This is a genomic window from Sporosarcina ureae, from assembly GCF_002109325.1.
Lineage (GTDB): Bacteria > Bacillota > Bacilli > Bacillales_A > Planococcaceae > Sporosarcina > Sporosarcina ureae_C.
Map to the genome: position 1 here is coordinate 776,564 of NZ_CP015348.1, position 19,575 is coordinate 796,138.

At 40.8% G+C, this 19,575-nt stretch carries 22 protein-coding genes; 10 read left to right on the forward strand and 12 right to left on the reverse strand.

The window, feature by feature from the left end:
* Positions 1-186: 186 nt before the first annotated feature.
* From SporoP32a_RS03855 to argC, 4 genes are read right to left on the reverse strand one after another with little or no spacing between them, the layout of a single operon-like run.
* Positions 187-1,317 (reverse strand): acetylornithine transaminase, encoded by a 1,131-nt coding sequence (locus tag SporoP32a_RS03855; protein ID WP_085426722.1) that lies wholly within the window; start codon positions 1,315-1,317, stop codon positions 187-189.
* Entirely contained in the window at positions 1,314-2,093 is a 780-nt protein-coding gene (argB, locus tag SporoP32a_RS03860) for an acetylglutamate kinase (protein WP_085426723.1), read from the reverse strand. The genes SporoP32a_RS03855 and argB overlap by 4 nt, the downstream gene beginning before the upstream one ends.
* Complete coding sequence (gene argJ / locus SporoP32a_RS03865; RefSeq protein WP_085426724.1) at positions 2,056-3,279, reverse strand: bifunctional glutamate N-acetyltransferase/amino-acid acetyltransferase ArgJ; 1,224 nt, start codon at positions 3,277-3,279, stop codon at positions 2,056-2,058. The genes argB and argJ overlap by 38 nt, the downstream gene beginning before the upstream one ends.
* Positions 3,280-3,319: 40 nt before the next feature.
* A complete protein-coding gene (argC, locus tag SporoP32a_RS03870; RefSeq protein WP_085426725.1) occupies positions 3,320-4,375 on the reverse strand; it encodes an N-acetyl-gamma-glutamyl-phosphate reductase in 1,056 nt (351 codons plus the stop codon).
* A gap of 177 nt (positions 4,376-4,552) precedes the next feature.
* On the opposite strand from argC, the gene SporoP32a_RS03875 reads away from it, so the two are divergent.
* Positions 4,553-5,332, forward strand: coding sequence for an enoyl-ACP reductase FabI (locus SporoP32a_RS03875; protein WP_085426726.1), 780 nt, complete (start codon positions 4,553-4,555; stop codon positions 5,330-5,332).
* Positions 5,333-5,442: 110 nt separating this feature from the next.
* Positions 5,443-6,762, forward strand: a complete 1,320-nt coding sequence (gene brnQ, locus SporoP32a_RS03880) for a branched-chain amino acid transport system II carrier protein (RefSeq protein ID WP_085426727.1) — start codon at positions 5,443-5,445, stop codon at positions 6,760-6,762.
* 41 nt (positions 6,763-6,803) lie between these two features.
* On the opposite strand, the gene argH is transcribed toward brnQ, so the two are convergent.
* Positions 6,804-8,126, reverse strand: a complete 1,323-nt coding sequence (argH, locus tag SporoP32a_RS03885) for an argininosuccinate lyase (RefSeq protein ID WP_085426728.1) — start codon at positions 8,124-8,126, stop codon at positions 6,804-6,806.
* Positions 8,127-8,435: 309 nt separating this feature from the next.
* On the opposite strand from argH, the gene SporoP32a_RS03890 reads away from it, so the two are divergent.
* The 5 genes from SporoP32a_RS03890 (at position 8,436) to SporoP32a_RS03910 (ending at position 11,672) form a co-directional block, all read left to right on the forward strand.
* Positions 8,436-9,368 (forward strand): cation diffusion facilitator family transporter, encoded by a 933-nt coding sequence (locus SporoP32a_RS03890; RefSeq protein ID WP_085426729.1) that lies wholly within the window; start codon positions 8,436-8,438, stop codon positions 9,366-9,368.
* 5 nt (positions 9,369-9,373) lie between these two features.
* The gene (locus tag SporoP32a_RS03895) at positions 9,374-9,826 is read left to right on the forward strand and encodes a hypothetical protein (RefSeq protein WP_085426730.1); all 453 of its coding nucleotides are present in this window, start codon (positions 9,374-9,376) and stop codon (positions 9,824-9,826) included.
* A complete protein-coding gene (locus tag SporoP32a_RS03900; RefSeq protein WP_085426731.1) occupies positions 9,826-10,761 on the forward strand; it encodes a TRM11 family SAM-dependent methyltransferase in 936 nt (311 codons plus the stop codon). The genes SporoP32a_RS03895 and SporoP32a_RS03900 overlap by 1 nt, the downstream gene beginning before the upstream one ends.
* Positions 10,762-10,852: 91 nt before the next feature.
* Complete coding sequence (locus SporoP32a_RS03905) at positions 10,853-11,275, forward strand: hypothetical protein (protein ID WP_085426732.1); 423 nt, start codon at positions 10,853-10,855, stop codon at positions 11,273-11,275.
* A 193-nt stretch (positions 11,276-11,468) separates the two neighbouring features.
* On the forward strand, positions 11,469-11,672 hold the full coding sequence (locus SporoP32a_RS03910) for a hypothetical protein (protein WP_085426733.1): 204 nt from the start codon (positions 11,469-11,471) through the stop codon (positions 11,670-11,672).
* A gap of 193 nt (positions 11,673-11,865) precedes the next feature.
* On the opposite strand, the gene SporoP32a_RS03915 is transcribed toward SporoP32a_RS03910, so the two are convergent.
* From SporoP32a_RS03915 to SporoP32a_RS03920, 3 genes are all read right to left on the reverse strand, one after another.
* A complete protein-coding gene (locus SporoP32a_RS03915; RefSeq protein WP_085428978.1) occupies positions 11,866-13,233 on the reverse strand; it encodes a leucyl aminopeptidase family protein in 1,368 nt (455 codons plus the stop codon).
* Between the two features lie 45 nt (positions 13,234-13,278).
* Positions 13,279-13,434 carry a hypothetical protein gene (locus SporoP32a_RS16980; RefSeq protein WP_169535198.1) on the reverse strand — a complete coding sequence of 52 codons (156 nt, stop codon included), beginning with the start codon at positions 13,432-13,434 and terminating at the stop codon, positions 13,279-13,281.
* A gap of 125 nt (positions 13,435-13,559) precedes the next feature.
* Positions 13,560-13,796, reverse strand: coding sequence for a hypothetical protein (locus SporoP32a_RS03920; protein WP_085426734.1), 237 nt, complete (start codon positions 13,794-13,796; stop codon positions 13,560-13,562).
* A gap of 88 nt (positions 13,797-13,884) precedes the next feature.
* On the opposite strand from SporoP32a_RS03920, the gene SporoP32a_RS03925 reads away from it, so the two are divergent.
* Entirely contained in the window at positions 13,885-14,328 is a 444-nt protein-coding gene (locus tag SporoP32a_RS03925) for a YaiI/YqxD family protein (RefSeq protein ID WP_085426735.1), read from the forward strand.
* A 63-nt stretch (positions 14,329-14,391) separates the two neighbouring features.
* Here the strand turns inward: SporoP32a_RS03925 and SporoP32a_RS03930 are convergent, their stop codons facing one another.
* Both SporoP32a_RS03930 and SporoP32a_RS03935 read right to left on the reverse strand, forming a co-directional pair.
* Positions 14,392-14,691: a cupin domain-containing protein gene (locus SporoP32a_RS03930; protein WP_085426736.1), complete on the reverse strand. Its 300-nt coding sequence runs from the start codon at positions 14,689-14,691 to the stop codon at positions 14,392-14,394.
* Entirely contained in the window at positions 14,678-15,706 is a 1,029-nt protein-coding gene (locus SporoP32a_RS03935) for an LLM class flavin-dependent oxidoreductase (RefSeq protein WP_085426737.1), read from the reverse strand. The genes SporoP32a_RS03930 and SporoP32a_RS03935 overlap by 14 nt, the downstream gene beginning before the upstream one ends.
* Positions 15,707-15,800: 94 nt before the next feature.
* On the opposite strand from SporoP32a_RS03935, the gene SporoP32a_RS03940 reads away from it, so the two are divergent.
* Together SporoP32a_RS03940 and SporoP32a_RS03945 are read left to right on the forward strand one after the other, a co-directional pair.
* A complete protein-coding gene (locus SporoP32a_RS03940) occupies positions 15,801-16,880 on the forward strand; it encodes a type III polyketide synthase (protein ID WP_085426738.1) in 1,080 nt (359 codons plus the stop codon).
* 1 nt (position 16,881) lies between these two features.
* Positions 16,882-17,409: an isoprenylcysteine carboxyl methyltransferase family protein gene (locus SporoP32a_RS03945; protein WP_085426739.1), complete on the forward strand. Its 528-nt coding sequence runs from the start codon at positions 16,882-16,884 to the stop codon at positions 17,407-17,409.
* Between the two features lie 251 nt (positions 17,410-17,660).
* On the opposite strand, the gene SporoP32a_RS03950 is transcribed toward SporoP32a_RS03945, so the two are convergent.
* Together SporoP32a_RS03950 and SporoP32a_RS03955 are read right to left on the reverse strand one after the other, a co-directional pair.
* Positions 17,661-18,704, reverse strand: coding sequence for an IS30 family transposase (locus tag SporoP32a_RS03950; RefSeq protein ID WP_420542312.1), 1,044 nt, complete (start codon positions 18,702-18,704; stop codon positions 17,661-17,663).
* Positions 18,705-18,818: 114 nt separating this feature from the next.
* Positions 18,819-19,562 carry a thermonuclease family protein gene (locus SporoP32a_RS03955; protein WP_085426741.1) on the reverse strand — a complete coding sequence of 248 codons (744 nt, stop codon included), beginning with the start codon at positions 19,560-19,562 and terminating at the stop codon, positions 18,819-18,821.
* Positions 19,563-19,575 lie beyond the last annotated feature (13 nt).

Sequence of the window (19,575 nt, forward strand, 5' to 3'; positions counted from 1 at the left end):
TCCGCCAACTGGACCTTCCATCCCGAACCACTCACAAACTCACTCACTGCTCCTTTGCTCTTGCTCTTGCTCTTGCTCTTGCATTTAAACCCACGAAAAAAGGATCCCCCTTGAAGTACTTTGACTTCCGGGACATCCCTAATTAACTGAATAGCAGCTCGCTGACTACCTTAATTCAAATATTCATCACGACAAGACATTCTTCAATATTGCTACTGCTTCGTCGATCTCTTCTTTTGAAACCGTCAATGGCGGCAACAAACGGATCACGTTTGTTCCAGCAGGCACAAGCAACAACCCTTGCTTCTCCGCCTCTTGTATAAATGGACCAATCTCCTGATCCGAATGAATTCCAACTAACAAGCCATTACCTCGAATAGAATACTTTCCTACAGGTAATTCTGCTTGAAGCTGTTGCTTCAGATAAGCTGACTTTTCTTGAACGTCCTTTAAGAATGCAGGATCAAATACATGATCGATTACTGTCTGTGCAACCGCAACGGCTAATGGATTACCACCGAATGTAGTACCGTGTGTGCCAGGGCCGAATGTGTCGAATAGCTTTTCTCCTGCTAACAACGCACCGATTGGGAAACCGCCACCAAGACCTTTAGCTAGTGAAACAATGTCAGGCTTTAGAGCGGTCTGTTCGTAAGCATAACGAGTTCCTGTGCGTCCAATCCCCGTCTGAACTTCGTCAATGAGTAGAAGAATATTAAATTCTTTACATACTGCCATAACTGCTTCAGCGAATGCTGGTTCAATAGAGTTGACGCCACCTTCTGCTTGAATCACTTCCAGCATGATGGCTGCTACACTACCGTTAGCTGCTTGTTTCAGAGCTTCGACATCATTAAAAGGTAATGCTTCAAAGCTTTCAAGCATTGGGCCGAAGCCTTGTTGGATTTTATCTTGTCCCGTTGCCGCCATTGCACCGAATGTCCGACCGTGGAATGATTGTTTAAAAGTTAAGATATGATGCTTGCCTGTATGTTTACGTGCAAGTTTAATCGCCGCTTCATTCGCTTCGGCTCCGCTATTACAAAATAAAGCATACGACAAATCCGTGTCTTTCGTTAACGATTCTGCGAGCTTTTCTTGCTCTGGACTTTCGAATAGATTCGAAATATGCCAAAGTTTCTCACTCTGTTCTTGCAATGCCTTGACGATTGCAGGATGAGCGTGTCCTAGACTAACGACTGCGATGCCGCTTGTAAAGTCCAAATACTCCTTCCCCTTATCATCTGTTACTACGGTACCTTGCCCTTTGACTAGATGCACCGCACGTCTTGCATAGTTGTTGAATAAAGAAGTCACGCGATTGCCCCCTCATTGGTAATGACCGTGCCGTTTAGTTTTTGACACACAATCTTTACAGATGGAATTCCCGCCTCAAGGCAATCAATCGCTGCCATTACTTTAGGAATCATTCCTCCGTAAATATCTTCTGTTTTAATCCACCCATAGATAGCTTGTGGTTCCACTTCTGTTTGAGGTTGATCTTGAATTCGGATACCTGATGTATCTGTCACCAGTAATAAACTTTCCGCTTCGACAGCTAATGCGATTCGACTCGCCACTGTATCTGCATTAACGTTCAATGGTTCTCCTGATTCCGTCTTACCGACACAAGAGATGACGGGAGTAATACCTGCATCCAATAATGTATCCAAAATTTCTGTTTCAACAGATTTAATTTTCCCCACGTAGCCATACGTATCAAAATCAAGCAAATCACACGTAAATAAGTTTGCATCATATCCACTTAGCCCAACCGCCTTGACTCCTTCTTGATTGAAACGATGAACGAGCGAAGGATTCACTTGACCAATCATAATCGATTGAACAATACCGATTGCTTCAGCGGATGTCACACGAAATCCATTCACCACGGACGAAGTGACTCCACGATCTGCAAGCTCTTGATTGATACTTGGTCCCCCACCATGAACAATAATTACTTGAATTCCGTCTTGTTGTAACTTTTTCACACACTGGAAAAAGGTATCGCTTAATTCATCTAACATACTGCCACCTAGTTTTATTACTTGTCGTTTACGTACGATATGTTGCGTTGATTTGGACGTAGTCATATGTTAAATCGCACCCCCATGCCATTCCCTTACCAGTTCCCTGGTTTAATTCTATTGCAAATTTAACTTCATGCTGCTTTAGATAAATTAATAACTTTTCTTCTGAAAACGGAATTGGTTCGCCACCTTCTACTACTACCGTGTCACCAATAGAGATCTTGATGTCTTCCGGATCTATTGTGGCTCCACTATATCCAACTGCCGCAATAATTCTACCCCAGTTTGCGTCACAGCCAAATACTGCCGTCTTAACAAGCGGTGATCCTACAACGGATTTTGCAATTTGACGGGCTTGTTCATCGGAAACTGCACCTGTTACTTTCGCTTCAATCAGCTTTGTAGCACCTTCTCCGTCTTTTGCGATCATTTTTGCCAAATCACGTGATACAGCATGCAATGCATCAACAAATGACTGCCACTCAGGATGATCTGGCGTTAATGTGCGATTGCCTGCAAGACCATTCGCCATGACAAGTACCATATCATTCGTCGATGTATCACCGTCTACTGTAATGGAGTTAAACGTAACATCAGTTATTTCTTTTAATGCTGTCTGTAAATGTTCAGATTCGATAGTAGCATCGGTTGTGATGAAGCCTAGCATCGTCGCCATATTTGGTTCGATCATACCTGAACCTTTGGCTACACCTGCTACTACTACTTCACGCTCATCGATTACTGTCGCATATGCTGTATTTTTTGTTACAGTATCCGTTGTCAAAATCGCTTGCGAAAATTGAATGGAACCTTCAAGTGTATCCATTGGTTGAAGCTTTTCTATGCCTGAAAGTAAAGGCACCATATTCATTTGTTCACCGATTACACCTGTTGAAGCAATTCCTACGAGATTGGATTCAATCCCCAAATGCTCAGCAGTTTTTTGTTGCATAGTCATAGCATCTAGCATGCCTTGCTTACCTGTACATGCATTCGCATTACCTGAATTAATAACAATCGCCTGCATCTTTTGTGTTTCATAGACGACTTTCTTTGTGACTTGAAGTGGAGCTGCCTGGATTACATTCGTTGTAAAGACACCTGCAACACTCGCTGGCACTTCGCTGACCAATAGAGCCAAATCATTTTTCTTATGTTTTAGCCCACAGTGAATCCCGACTGCCTTAAATCCTTTTGGTGAGATAATATTTTTACGCGAGATGCGCTTCATGCTTTCGATAGTTTCCATAGTAGTGCTCCCCCTCAATTCTTGTGTACAAATTAATAGTTCAAATCCACAATGGAATGATATCGATTCCTGTTTTTTCATCAAGTCCATATTGGATATTCATGTTTTGAATTGCTTGTCCAGCAGCACCTTTTACGACATTATCAATAACTGCTATAATCGTTGCCTGATTTGTACGTGGATCTACTTTGACATGTATATCGCAATAGTTGGAGCCATATACCTGTTTCGTGCTAATTCTTTGTACATCTGTCAAAACACGAACGAACGGACTATCTTTATACGTTTCTTGCAAACAGTTTACGAGTTGTTCTTCAGTTACTTGTCCATTCACTTTTGCATAACTTGTAGTCATGATCCCTCTTGTCATAGGTACGAGATGCGTAGTAAACATAATTGGTTCCGGCTGATCAGCGAATATATTCATTGCCTGTTCAATTTCCGGAATATGTTGATGCTGATGAATCTTATAGATAGAGAAGTTTTCATTTGTTTCACTGAAATGTGTTGCCTGACTTGGTTTATTGCCCGCACCAGATACTCCACTTTTCGCATCGATAATTAATTGACTTCCATCGATTAGTTTATTTTTCAGCAACGGCAGTAAAGATAGAAGAACCGCTGTTGGGTAACAACCCGGATTCGCAATCACTTCTGCATCAGCAATTTCATTCTTATTCCATTCAGGAAGCCCATATACACTCTTCTGCAAATAATCAAGCGGAGGTGCATCTTTTTGATACCATTGCTCAAATGTGGCTTGATCTTTCAAGCGAAAATCTCCTGACAAATCAATTAATTTCGCGCCTGCCCCTACTAGCGGAGGAAGTAATGTGGTCGTAACGCCAGCTGGTGTACTGAAAAACACAGTGTCAAGTTTACTAATATGTTCCGGTTCAATAGCTTTCATCTTCTGATCGTGAATTTTCACGAGATGCGGATATTTTTGAGAAAAGATAGTCCCCACTTCTGAGGAAGTGAATAAATCAATTTGTTCAATTTCCGGATGGTTTTGCAGTAACCGAATCAATTCTAGGCCACCATATCCAGACGCTCCTACGATTCCAACCTTCAACGCCATCACCTCATTATTCATTAAACATAAGTATACGTATGTATAATTATAAAGTCAACTGTATTTTTATTTATTAACAGTCAATTTACACATCTCTTTTTTTCCATATAGAAAAGCTACAACTTCACCTGTACTATATGTTATTATTATGGAGTGTATAATATGATGAAATGAATAATAAACTTTCGGGAGGCTATTATGGTAGATTTATTAAAGTTGTCTGGTAAAAATATTGTCATTATGGGAGTAGCAAATGAACGAAGTATTGGTTGGGGAGTAGCAAAAGCATTATTCTCAGTTGGTGCGAATGTCATTTTCACATACCGTAAAGATCGCTCTCGTGATAAATTAGAAAAAGCTTTAGCTAAAAGTGAATTTACAGCTACACAAATCGTGCAGTGTGATGTGAATAGTGATGAAAGCATCGAGCAAGCTTTCAAATCGATTGGCGAACAAGTTGGTGTTATTCATGGCGTAGTCCACTCTATCGCATTTGCACATCAACAAGACTTGCATAATCCATTTGTGGAAACGACTCGTGAAGGATATGCATTCGCACAAGATTCCAGTGCTTATTCATTAGTTGCGGCAGCACGTGAAGCCCGCCATTATATGACTGAAGGCGGAGCGATCATTACGATGAGTTATTTAGGAGCGGAACGAGTTCTTGAAGGTTATAACGTAATGGGTGTTGCAAAAGCAGCTCTTGAAGCTTCTGTACGCTACTTGGCATCTGAGCTAGGTGAACAAAATATTCGTGTCAATGCAATCTCTGCTGGAGCAGTTCGCACATTGTCCGCAAAAGGTGTTCCTTCCTTTAATACCATCCTTAGTCAAATTGAGGAACGCGCGCCACTAAAACGCAACGTCAAACCTGAAGAAGTTTCAGATATGACAGTAGCAATGCTAAGTAATTTGTCGAGCGGTGTGACAGGCGAAGTCATCTATGTCGATGCTGGCTACCACATTATGGGGTAATCTTATGAAGGATTCTCTTAGGAGAATCCTTTTTTATGGCCACTTTTATTATTGTAGAATTAATTATCTAAATACATACGCTTTTCTAAGTACTTCAGGAGGAATACCAAATGAATAGATTTACAAAATTTGATACGTTCAAATTGGGGCTGACGATGTTTGCTCTATTTTTCGGTGCAGGAAATATGATTTTTCCACCGCTGCTAGGTCAACTAGCAGGAACACAAACTTGGATCACACTGGCTGGTTTTTTAATAACAGGAGTCGGCCTTCCCTATCTTGGCATAATTGCAGTCACTATGAGTGGCAATCAATTAAGTGATTTAGCTGGAAGAGCATCACCTGTATTCGCCATGATTTTTCCATTGGTTGTATATTTAGCACTCGGACCGTTCTTCGGTGTTCCGCGTACAGCGACTGTTTCGTTCGAAATTGCCGTTTCTTCATTTGTACCGGATTCGTATTCTAGGTTAGCATTGGCACTCTTCTCCATTGTATTTTTTGCAGTAACAATTTGGCTATCACTTAAGCCGAATAAAATAGTCGATCGTTTCGGAAGTATATTAACTCCGATATTGCTAGCTATCGTAATGTTTATTGTCGTGATTGGTATGATCAATCCAGTAGGCAAAGCGGGCGCACCGCAAGGATCTTATGCAGAAGATTACTTTTACAAAGGATTTATAGAAGGGTATGGAACAATGGACGCAATGGCAGCGCTAGTCTTTGCCATTATCGTCATTAATGCCGTGAAGGCGAAAGGGATTACAGATAGAAAGGCGATAACTTCTATTACGATGAAAGCTGGATCCATAGCAGTTATCGGACTGAGTTTTGTCTATGCTGGATTGGCCTATTTAGGGATGACGAGCCGCTCTGTAGCAGAAGGCGCCACGAACGGCGGAGATATTTTAGCAAAACTTGCATATGCCTTGATGGGGAATAACGGTTTATACTTACTTGGACTTGCAGTGACATTAGCTTGCTTAACGACTTCGGTTGGATTGACGACTGCTAGTGCGACCTATCTTTCTAAAGTCGCGCCTAAGATTTCCTATACAACGTTCGTCTTTATTATTTGTTCGTTTTCTGTGTTAGTTGCGAATGTCGGTCTCACGCAATTGCTTGCAGTAATGATTCCAGTATTAGGTGGAGTTTATCCTCTAGCCATAGTCTTAATTACTTTTAGATTGTTACATCCGTTATTCAAAGGCTATCATGAAGTATATAATTATGGTTTACTAGCAGCAGGTCTTATTGGATTCTTTGATGTGTTACGAGCATTTAATATCGATCTGGTACCGGTTACATATATATTGGAATTCTTACCTTTATATGAGCAAGGCGTTGGATGGATGTTGCCTGCAGTTATGTTTGGTGCAATAGGTTTTATTGTCGCTTCCGTTCAAGGTAAGCCTCGCGTTGAATAGTAAAAAGCCTGCGGACATTCCGCAGGCTTTTTATATGCTTATTACATTTCTTTCATCAATCCCTTATTCCCTTTTGTAATAATGGATTCATAATCGATGTATTCATAGATGTCTTCTTCCATGTGGTCGCTGAAGTTTTTGAGTTCGCCTACTGTCAGGTCCTCGATCGCTTTATTTTCCTGTTCACAATAAATGATGATTTTACCGACGATTTCATGCGCGTCGCGGAATGGCGTACCTTTTGCGACTAAGTAGTCCGCCACTTCTGTCGCATTCAAGAATCCACCTTTAATTGCAGCTTTCATATGCTCTGCATTTACTTGTAGAGTGTCGATCATTTTAGACATAATTTCTAAGCAGTCAAGAACAGTATCCAATGCATCAAAGAATTGTTCTTTGTCTTCCTGCATGTCTTTATTATATGTTAATGGCAAACCCTTCAACGTCGTCAGTAAAGCGAATAAAGAACCATATACTCGTCCTGTTTTACCACGGATCAGTTCTGCCGCATCTGGATTTTTCTTCTGAGGCATTATACTACTTCCTGTTGAGTAAGCATCTGAAATCGTGATAAAGCGGAACTCTTGGCTACTCCAAAGAATAAGCTCTTCACTCAATCTACTCATGTGCATCATGATTAACGAGAAGTCGGACATCAATTCTATTAAATAGTCACGATCGCTGACACCGTCTAGAAAGTTATCTACCGGCTTATCGAACCCTAGTAATGAGGTCGTCACTTGGCGATCAATATCATGCGTCGTACCGGCAAGTGCACCACAGCCAAGTGGATTTTCATTCAAAATCTCGGCCGCATTTTGCACACGTTTTTTATCGCGTTTGAACATTTGTGCATAAGCACCTAGATGATGTCCGAAAGTGACGACCTGCGCGCGTTGCAAATGTGTGTAGCCCGGCATAATAACGTTGTTTGCTCTTCCCTTCGCTTCAAGTGAATCAATTAAGACTTGCAGCGCATCCATCACGACAGAAGTTTGATTTCTAGCATACTGTCTCATATCGACTGCTACTTGATCGTTTCGGCTGCGGGCTGTATGCAATTTCTTACCCGTCTCCCCTACTCGCTCTGTGAGATTCATTTCAATAAACGAATGAATATCTTCATAATTGCCTTCGATTTGCAATTCACCCGATTCGATATCCGCCAAAATCGACTGCAAACCATCCACTAGCAATTCACCTTCTTCAGGTGACAATAAATCTGAATGAACTTGCATCGTTACGTGTGCGATACTACCTGCGATATCCTCTCTATATAAACGATAATCAACGGGTAAAGAGCTATTAAATTTCTCCATGATTTCATCTGCTTTACTACTAAAACGACCGCCCCAAAGCTTCATTATTCATCAAACCTCTCAATTCGTATTTTTATACGTATCATTGTATAGAAATTATGTTCATCATGATCTTGTATCTTTTCTATTCTTTTATTTTGACACAGTAGACGACATTTTTCTACTCTGAGTAATGTAGTACATTCTTGCATAAACCGTATAGCTATGGGATAATTATTGAACTACAAATGAATGAGTGATGACAATGAGAAACTTTGTCCCAATCCAACAATTAAAATCATGTATGACCTCGCCCAAATTAAGCGAGGTTTTTTTGTTGCTTCGAGGAAACACTGTTAGAGGAGGGAAACATTTATGACCATTCAAGTACGTGAGCATTCCACTTCTGCGATTATGGCTATCTGGATCAGTTTATTGAGTAATGTGATTTTGACTATATTAAAACTGGTCGTCGGATTTGTTTTTAGAAGTCCGGTTTTACTTGCGGATGGCTTTCACAACGCAGGTGATGTGGTAGCTTCTGCAGCCGCACTGACTTCCATGCAAATTTCAAAACGTCCTGCAGATGAAGATCATCCATATGGACACGGCAAAGCGGAAGTCATTGGTTCAAGCATAGTCGCTATTATTTTAGGGTTAGCTGCAATCTATATTGCTTTCGAAGCGATCATGGCCTTATTTGAAGATCCTGCAACAGCAAGTAGGATCGCCTTACTCACCGCGTTCGTGTCATTAATTTGGAAGTATATACTCTATATTTATACAATACGTATAGGTAAAGCAGAAAACAGTAAAGGGCTAATTGCGACGGCATATGACCACTTAGCTGATGTTTATGCTTCACTTGCTGCAGTAGTAGGTATTGGACTTGCCTTAATCGGAGATGCTTACGAATGGCCGCTACTCACGTATGGAGATCCCATCGCGGGTATTATTGTCTCTATTCTGGTCTTTAAAATCGCTATGGAGATCGGTAAAGAGAGTATTGATATATTGATGGAAAAAAGCGTCTGTGATGAGCGTTTAATCGCGTTTGAAGAATTGATTCATTCCATTCCGGAAGTAAAACGAATTGATCGCTTGCGCGCAAGAGAACATGGACATTATGTATTGGTTGATATTCGAATCGGTATTAATGGTGATTTGACGATACAAGAAGGCCATATTATCTCGAGTAGATTACGTAATTTGATCATGGCGAAAAATGAAGACGTGGATGAAGTATTAATTCACTTAAATCCGTGGTATCCCGAAAAACAATCCGGTATACTTACTAACGAGGAGTGAATAAAATGAGTACAGTAACAATCAAAACAATAGAAGTATGTGTAAAGGAAACAGAGGAAACCGTACGCTTTGCAGATGAGCGTTTTTTACAAGAACCCATCTCTTATTTGAAATCGAATATAGCTGAATTTCTTTTTGTCGAGTCCCCTGACTTCGATGAGATCAAAGTGGATTCGCTGGCACTTGAAGTAGATGACATTTTCAAAACGTATATGGCATTATTTGGTTTGCAAGGTAAGAAAAAAGAAGGCGAAACTATTCGTACATTTATTGAGGAAAAACTTCAGCATAATCTACATGGCTTTAGTATTTCTTTTTCCGACAATGAAGGCTTCTGGGAATTAAATATTCCGCTTGATTCTCTCAAAGGGTTTGATGAGACGATGCCTATTCAAGATGCACTACAACTTCTGTTTGAAGTACTTGGCGATTTGCATAAAATGAGAGCAAATAACTAATGGCTTCGCAATTTATATATACGTATATTCGGCACCGCGATGAAAAGGAATTATGTCGAATGGAAATGCGAGCGTTTTTCGGTTATGACGTAGAAGACAACGTGATTATAAGTGATATTGGCGTTGATCCGTCACGAAGCCCGTTCATACAAACGCGACTCGAAATCTTACTGGATGCAGACAGTTTAGAAATGCTGGCAGACAAAGCTTCTAAGCTGGAGACCGATCAATTATTTAAGACCGTCTGCTTGAATGATATGACGCTATCAACGACAGCTAAAATTGGTCATGACACGCGTCGTGAAATTGAGCGTACAATTGGATTGCAGATCAAAGGCGAGCCTGAACTTGACCATCCTGAAGTATTCATCGGGATTATGCAATTAGACGGTCGTTGGTACGCAGGAAATGTGCTTTACAGTTCTTCTGACTGGCATGTTCACCAGCAGAAGCCCCACATGTATTCCACTGCGCTTGGTACACGTCTCGCTAGAGCTGCCGTCAATATTGCAGTACCGCACCCTGAAGGGAAACGCGTCATCGATCCTTGCTGTGGAATCGGCACTGTCCTTGTTGAAGCATTATCTATGGGAATCCCTATTGAAGGTCGCGATATTAATCCGCTTGTCGTCTATGGCTCAAGGAAAAACATCGACTACTTCAATTTAGAAGGCAATGTCACAATAGGTCCAATTGCTGAAGTTGACGAAGAATACGATGTGGCTATTATCGATATGCCGTATAATTTATTTACGCATATTACAGCAGGTGGCCAACTCGAAATTTTGAAAGAAGCTCGACGCTTTGCCAAACGCTGTTTAATTATTACGATTGAAAATATGGATGAAATGCTCGAAATTGCTGGATTTGAGATAGCGGATCGTTGCCTTGCACATAAAGGTACGTTTTCGCGTGAAGTTGTCCTATGTAAATAATGAAAGACGAGTGAGTTTTTCTCTCACTCGTCTTTTTCATTGTGTATAACTATTTTCTGAAATATGATAAAGACAGATTGGAGGTACGATTATGAAACGTTTTATATCAGCAATTATAGCCGCTATCTTTTTCGCAATTATTTATTCAGCCATTTCCTATGTACCTGAATCACAGCGCGAACCGAATACCTATTATTTTGGGTACGCTGAAACAATGGTATTTGTCATGTTATACGCAGGGCCTATCTTTTTACTGATTGGAATTCCGCTATCTATCATGATTGATAAATTAATGAAAAATAAAAAGTCGCAGTATGTAAAGAAGCTAGTTTTCTATTCAGTGGCTGGTCTTCTAATTGGCGCATTATTCCCTCTGATTCTACTGCCCGGACTGAATTCCGTGTCGCTGATTGTCTTATATGCCGGTATTGGTCTCATGGCAGCAAATATTTATTTTCACACATTACTCTTATTGCCTCCACGTAATAACATTTCAATAAATAAGGAGACATAATACGATTCGTTTACGTATACAAAAACAGTAAAGAAAATGTAATAGTTTCTACTGACTTGGATATCCTACTTATATTTTTTATTGGAAGAGTGTGAATTTTGTAAAATAGGGGAAACAAAAGTATCAGAGCATTTATTTATCACGTCATTCTTTTTTACAGTGAGCTCTTATTACTATCGAAGGAGTGAAGTCTATGTTTATTAGTATTATGAAGCTTTTGAGTGTCCTCTATCTATGGACATGGTTCGTCTGGCCGTTCGTTTTTGTTATTTCTATAATTTATGCGATCAAGGAGCTCGTGCAGGAAGAACCTGCATTTATGAAGCCGGCCATTATTGCGTCGGTATCCTTGCTAATCATCCTCTCAGGAATCGCATCCCCTGCCTTGTTTTTATGAGTCTTTGAAAAGAAGCGATCGAAGTTATGGTTTTATGACTTCGATCACTTTTTTGTTCTTATTTTTTGATATGGAAAATGTGCATCAACTGGAGCTTCCATCCCCACGCAAACACTATTTAGTGCTCCTCTTCCAATACTCCCAACCAACACAAAAAAAGGATGCCCAGTTAGGACATCCTTTTAAATAGTACTTATTTAGTCAATGACACCGTATAATCCGCAAGCAAACGTGCTCCGTAGCCCGTTGCTGACTTCGTATAATACCCCTTTGACTTCTGCTTATCCATAACGCCGGCCATGTCGACATGCAACCAGTTGTTCTTCGGTGCGAACTTACGCAAGAAGAGACCAGCTGTGATCGAACCTGCCACAGTTAGAGAACTCATATTGTTGCAATCTGCATAGGCGCTATCAAGTGTTTCTTCATACTCATCAATTAAAGGAAGTGGCCAAACGAAGTCACCGTTTTGATCGCCAATTTTTTTCATTTTATTAGACAACTCTTCGTCACCAAACACTCCGCCTACTTCCGTACCAAGCGCTGCCACAACTGCGCCAGTCAATGTAGCGATATCCACAGTGTAGTCTGCGTTTAATTCACCTGCGCGAATCAATCCGTCAGCTAAAATCAAACGGCCTTCTGCATCGGTATTACCGACCTGTACGCTAATACCATTCTTGTATTGAATCACTTCTCCCGGCATAACAGCATCAGGTCCAGGTGTATTCTCAACCATTGGAATCAGCACGACAACATTCACTTTTGCATCTGAATGAGCTAGAAGTGATAAGGCACCGCTCACAGCAGCTGATCCGCCCATATCCATACGCATATCACTGTCGTCACGTCCGCCTTTCAAGCTAATACCACCCGAATCATACGTTACGCCTTTTCCGACAAGAGCAACAAGTGGCTTTGATGCATCCGTCTGCAAAGTCAGTTCTACGAATGAAGGCTCGTATTTACTACCGCGGCATACCGTTAATACACCATTCATTTCGCGTTCTTCAATTTCTTTTTTACCAAGAACATCGATTTTCACTTTTGTCCCTTTGAAATGATCTTTTAATACTTCTGGGTATGTCTCTGGATTGAGCACATTGGAAAGTTCATTCATTAAGTCACGAGAAAATGCCATAGCTGCTGCACGCACTTCTCCTGATTTGACTGCTTCTTTGTCTGCACCTTTAACATCTAACGTAGTGACAGGGTCCGCTTTTTTAGATTGATAGCGGTCAAAGTTGTAGGCACCAAGATGCCATCCTTCGACGAAAGCTGTGACTGCTTCATCTTGAGACGACCACTTATGTCCTAGCTGATCTGCTTGAATCGAGGCAGAATCTACTTTTTGTGCCGCAAGACTGCGAGAAATTTCACCTGCAATACAGCGAATTGCATCTGCTGTTTTCCATTCTTTATTTTTTATAACGACTAGCTGTTTTCCATCATGTACAAACGTGGAAAATCCTCCAGCTTGATTGTCGACAAATTGTTTCACCAACAGGTTCTTCGTTATTTGTGCATCAGTTGCGAATAAAATTTCTACATTAATTTTCATAGTCATAATAGCTCCCTTCACTATTTCGGTTTCCTAAATAGTTTATCACTTTTTACCTGATAGCGCTAAGAAGAGAGTTGCCAGCGGTCCTAAAAACAAAGAAAGTATAAACCAGTTCAATCCACTTCTATTTTTCCCTTGCGCTAATACTGCATTAATTAAAGCTAACGTGCCCCATCCTACAAAATATCCTTCATTCATTTTTCATCACTCCGTTATCTAGTTGTATAGTATGTATACGATATACCTAACAGGTTGGTTTCATTTGTAGCTTTTAACGCAAAAAAGGAACATCCATGATGTCCCTAGTGTTTCTCATAGCTTTATTAGCTCCCTATTGATGTAGGGGCACTATCATCAGTCGCATTTTTGAAATTCTGATTACCGACTTTTGCTCGTACTTCTTCTTCTGTTAACGGCGGTGGAATTTCGTGTTCTGCCAACTCTCTGCTTTCAAGTGGAATTTCAATGTTCTCCATGGCAGCATTCTTCGCATCCATTTCGCGCCCATATTGCTCACGTTGCTCTGCAGTCGTTTGTTGTTCTTTTGATAAATCAGCCATTTCATCACCTCAATCGTACATTTTTACTTATCTTTCCCGTTATTTGTTATACTAAACCTATTAAGTGTAGAGGAAGGAGAGGTACTACGTGACAACGATTTTAGTAGATGCGGATGGCTGTCCAGTAATCAACGAAACGATTGCGATTGCTAAAGAGTACGACCTACCTTGTGTGTTAATATGTGACACTGCACATGAAATGCACCGGGAAGGCGCAGAAACAATTACTGTTTCCAAAGGTGCCGACGCAGTCGATTTTGTATTGGTGAACCGTATAAAAAAAGGGGATATCGTCGTCACTCAAGACTACGGATTGGCCGCTATGGCATTGGCCAAACAAGGATTACCACTTGACCAGAACGGTAGATGGTATACAAATGACAATATTGATCAATTACTCGCGGCACGTCATAAAGCTCAGAAAATCCGCCGGGCAGGAGGTCGTTTACGAGGTCCCAAAAAACGAACTGCTGAGCAGAATGAAGGATTCATTACTAGTTTGCGTGAATTATGTAAAACCATTCAACCTTAAATTAGACCATATTATACAACAAGAGATCGCAAAGAGTACTTGCGATCTCTTGTTGTATAATCTTTACGGCTTTATGAGAATAACTAAAACATCAGAGTCTTCTACTGCGTGTAAACTATGTCTTTCTAACGGTACCATATGCAAGACATTATCTGGTGTGACATCCACCGGCTCGCCTTCCACTATGAACCGTACCTTTCCTTTACGCACGATGATGAATACTTCTTTATTCGCATCATGCTCAGCTACTTCCTCTCCTGTACGCAATTGAATATTCATAAAAGTTGCATTGTCGACATTCGCTACTTTCTCCACATGCTTTTTCTTTTCAGACAGCTGATTTTTTGTGTCAATTAAATTCATCAGTCTTCTCCCCTTTCAGAATTTCTTGCATAATCAGTTCATACGACTTTAGTTTATCATGAAAGTTATATGTAATAGAAACGAGCATGATTTCTTCTGCTCCAAAATCTTGCGCTATTTGTTCCAACTGCCTACGAGCTGATTCTGGTGTCCCTACAATCATACGCTCACGGTTTAATTGAACCAACTCCCGTTCCAGTTGACTATATGGATATGCTGCTGCTTGTTTTGGTGAAGGTGTACCTTCTACTTTCATTCCTTGCTGTTGCATAATCATTAACAGATCCAATGAAGACGCAATCCAGTCTGCCTTTTCTTCCGTCTCTGCACAAAACAAAAATACTGCTACTGCTTGTTTAGGTGAAGACATAAACGCAGAAGGTTTAAAATGCTCTCGATAAAACTTCGCTGCTGCCCTTCCCCCTTCACTATTGATAAATTGTGCAAACATATAAGGTAAACCTTTTTGAGCCGCTAAACTCGCTGACTCTTTGCTCGTACCTAACATCCATACAGGTGGTGCATTATTTGTCAGTGGGGTTGCTTTCAATCCTTCATATGGATGATCCTTAGGTAATGCGTCATGAAGATACATGTGCAAGTCATCAATTTGTTGAGGATATTGATCGCGATTCAGATATTCACCGTTATTGAGAGCATAAGTAGCTCGAGGCATTCCCGCTGGTGCTCGCCCTATACCCGCATCAATTCTCCCAGGAAACAAAGCTTCTAACACTTTGAAGTTTTCCGCCACCTTATAAGGGGAATAGTGAGGTAGCATGACACCGCCTGACCCGATTCGGATAGTCGAAGTGACTGTAGCCAAATGCGCCATCAGAATTTCAGGGGATGAACCTGCTAGAGTTGGAGCATCGTGATGTTCAGACACCCAAAAGCGGCTATAGCCTAGTTCTTCGGCTTTCTTCACCAAGAAAGTAGTTTGCTGAAAAGCTTCATGGGCATCACTGCCGGATGTAATGGGAGATTGATCTAATATACTTAATTGTATCTTCAAGACAAGTCCTCCTCTTCTATTGCATATAGTTTACAAGAAGCCACGGCATAATTCACTGCTCAAGCTCGCCATCAATTTAAACGGAGGTAACCCTATGCCAATCATCCAATCTGTTAGTACAGTCAGCCCACCTGTTGATTTGCCACAGGAAGAGGCTATGACATTTGCTCGTTCTTTATTTTCGGATTCATTTAAAGATATAGACCGCTTATTACAAGTGTTTCAAAACGGTGAAATTGACTCACGACAAGTATGTATGCCATTAGAATGGTACGCGGAGCCACATGATTTCGAAACAAAAAACAACTTATATATTCAACATGCTATTTCACTTGGTAAGCAGGCGGTCGAACAATGCCTCAACAATACGACAACACTGGAGCGCCCAGTGAATGCAGCTGAAATTGACGCGATATTCTTTGTTTCAAGTAGTGGAATCGCCACACCAAGTATCGATGCACGTCTTATTAATCAATTACCATTTAGACATAATATTAAACGTATCCCTATTTGGGGCCTCGGTTGCGCAGGTGGAGCTTCGGGTATGAGCCGTGCTTTTGATTACTGTAAAGCCTATCCTGAATCAAATGTTCTCGTTCTCGCTATAGAGCTTTGCAGCTTAACATTTCAACGAGACGATGTATCAAAAAGTAACTTGGTCGGTGTATCGTTATTCTCTGATGGTGTAGCTTGCGCACTTGTTTCTGGAGAACAGACCACCGTCAAAAGCACGCGTCCGATGCCTCATATCCGTGCAACTTCTTCACGATTTATGCCTGACTCAGAGGACGTGATGGGCTGGGATATTAAAAACGACGGCTTGCATGTTGTATTTTCAAAGAGTATTCCAAACGTTATTAAGAGTTGGTTAGGACCATTTGTCCATCAATTCGTGGAAGATCATAATCTTTCAATCGAAGATGTACAGCATTTTGTTGCGCATCCTGGCGGTAAAAAAGTATTAGATGCCTATCAAAAAGCACTGGATATGGATCAAGAGCAAACTGCTACGTCGAAAAAGATACTGCAATATCATGGAAATATGTCGTCTCCTACTGTGCTCTATGTACTCAAGGATTTTATCGAGCAACAGCCTGTTAAAGGGGAATACGGTTTAATGGCAGCACTTGGACCAGGTTTCTGCGGAGAATTATTATTGTTGGAGTGGCAATAAGATGAGCAGGCTTTTCCTGTTTGTTTTTATTATCGTCGTCATTCAACGGTTAGTCGAACTGGTCGTCGCTAATCGCAACGAGAAGTGGATCCGCAATCAAGGTGCAATAGAAATCGGTGCGTCTCACTATAAATGGATGGTTTTAATGCATACTGCATTTTTCATTTCCTTGCTAGTTGAAGTTCTAGTATTCGACCGTCTACTATCGCCATTCTGGAGCATCTTACTCGTAGTCTTCCTATTGATGCAAGTTCTGCGTGTGTGGTGTTTGGCATCTTTAGGAAAGTTCTGGAACACTAAAATTCTTATTTTACCTGGAGCGAATGTACAGAAAAAAGGACCTTATCGCTGGATCCGCCACCCGAACTATGTCATTGTAACAACCGAACTAATTGTATTGCCTTTACTATTCAGTGCGTACTTCACGGCGGGACTGTTTCTATTGCTGAATGTCTGGATGCTGTCCGTCCGGATTCCTACTGAAGAACGCGCACTACGAGAACTGACAAATTATAATGAAGTGTTTTAATGAAAAAAGAATGAAGACAAATCCTTGATAACGAGGACTTGTTTTCATTCTTTTCATTTTCTTCATTAATGTTTGCCCATAAAAACACGTAGGTAGTTGACCATAAGTGTCACATAATATCATGATGTCATGTGACTTAATCAGTCTTTATTTTATTCCAAAATTGCAATATTAAGTTAGCCACTTAGATAAAATCCAGTGTACGTATGAAGGGGATGTATTCTTCAATCGATATGCTCGTTTTGGAAATACTATGCTAACCTAGCTAACTCTTCTTCAAACAGAACGGATGGCTGTCGATAGTTCAAAATCTTCCTGGGCAACTGATTTAGTGTCTGGTAAATACGTTGAATAGACTCTGTGGAGTAATCAGAAATTGCTTTTCCTTTAGGAATATATCGTCTGAGAAGACCATTGTGTCGCTCGTTAGATCCTCTTTCATACGGTGCGTATGGACGAGCGAAATAGACGTCTGTGACACCTTGAAGACTCTTTGTCAGATTAGAAAACTCGCTGCCGTTATCCGACGTAATCGTTTTAAACACTTGAGAAAACAGCTCGCCAAAATCCTGTCGTAGCTGATTGATCGCAAAGTCCACTGAATCATGATCTTGATCATCTAGGAGGATGGCATAATAGTTTCTCGTTTTACGTTCAACAAGCGTCAATAACGCGTTGTCATCAGACTTTTGTCCTTCTACTGTATCAATTTCCCAATGACCGAATTCTTGACGGTTATCAATTTCAATAGGACGTTCAGCGATACTCATTCCCAGAATACGACAGTTTCTTCGGATGCGTTTCACTTTGGTGTTCCGTCTCAGTTTCATCGGCAAGTCTATGTTTCGCACGCGTAATACGTCTAAATCAATGTAGTTATAAAGGGTTTTCATGGACACAGTAGGTCGGTCTTTCCACTCTTCTTGACGGCTTGTAAACCCGACGACTGCATCTGGTGACCAGTCTTGATTTAAGATTTTGTCACACGCGAAATTGACAAATTCATTGGCTATAAGCAACTTACTTTTTGCGCCACACTGAAGTCGATTTCGTTCATATATCGCCTGTCCGGTTTCAGCGAAATAGGCAGTATAGGATGTGCGCCCAGTTTTGAGCTGGGTAGTAGTTCCACGCTTTAATTCATTAGCGATGGTTTGATGAACGCGTCCTAAGCGCCTACCGATCTCACGGTTGGTGTGCCCTTCCTTGTGAAGCGCTTCGATTTGACCGCGCTCAAAAGCTGACAGGTGTTTATTTTTACGGTTTTGTATGGTATTCTCAAGTTGTGCCACTATAAAACTTCCTCTCATTGTTTGTCTCGTAACTTCAATGATACACGAAATTTTATAGTGGCATTTTTTTATTTGAATTTAGATGGCTAACTTGATTGTACAATTGGCCTCTTTATTTTATTCACAAGCTCGTCCATCTTTATTGCCATCCATCTGTTCTTTATATGCCGGGTGACCTTTTTTAACGCCCTTCGGATATACTTGACGGAGCTCTGTACAGTTCTTGAAGTCCTGCGTTTCACCGTATACAGGGATCTTCACAGAATCTGCAGGATATTTTTCACTGTCAAAACCTCGGTCTGTGGCGTAGTCTTCCAACGTCCAAATTCCGATACCTGACTTTTTCGCTTGTTGCTCGGCTTTTTCAAACGCATCAAAATGCCGTGTATTCGGTGGATACACATAAGCGACTCTTGCCAATCCTTCTTTCAATAACTGTTCTTGTACACTCTTGCCGTCTACGTAAATATACGCCAATAATCTGTCGTATTTATCATATTTCCCACCTACATCAAACTCGATTTCGAGCTGACCTTTTTGCAATAGTTCCTGATTCCGAACCTTTGATTGTTGTCCATACGGCTGCTTGCCAAGACGTGGATGATTTGTTTCAGGTGTATCAATTAATAAATACCGCACATTTTGTTCTTTACCCTCGTACATGATTTTGATCGTATCGCCATCAATTGTTTTAACTAGTTCGACAGGAATTAAACCTTGACGACTCGGTTCTTTTTCTTCATCGTCAAATAGCTCTGGGAAATATATAGCTACAATCGCAATTCCTACTGCGATTAAGAATGAAGTAATCATTTTCTTACGTTTATTTTGTGCCGTTTTTTGCGTTGTTTTGTTATTCATCAGAACCTCTTTT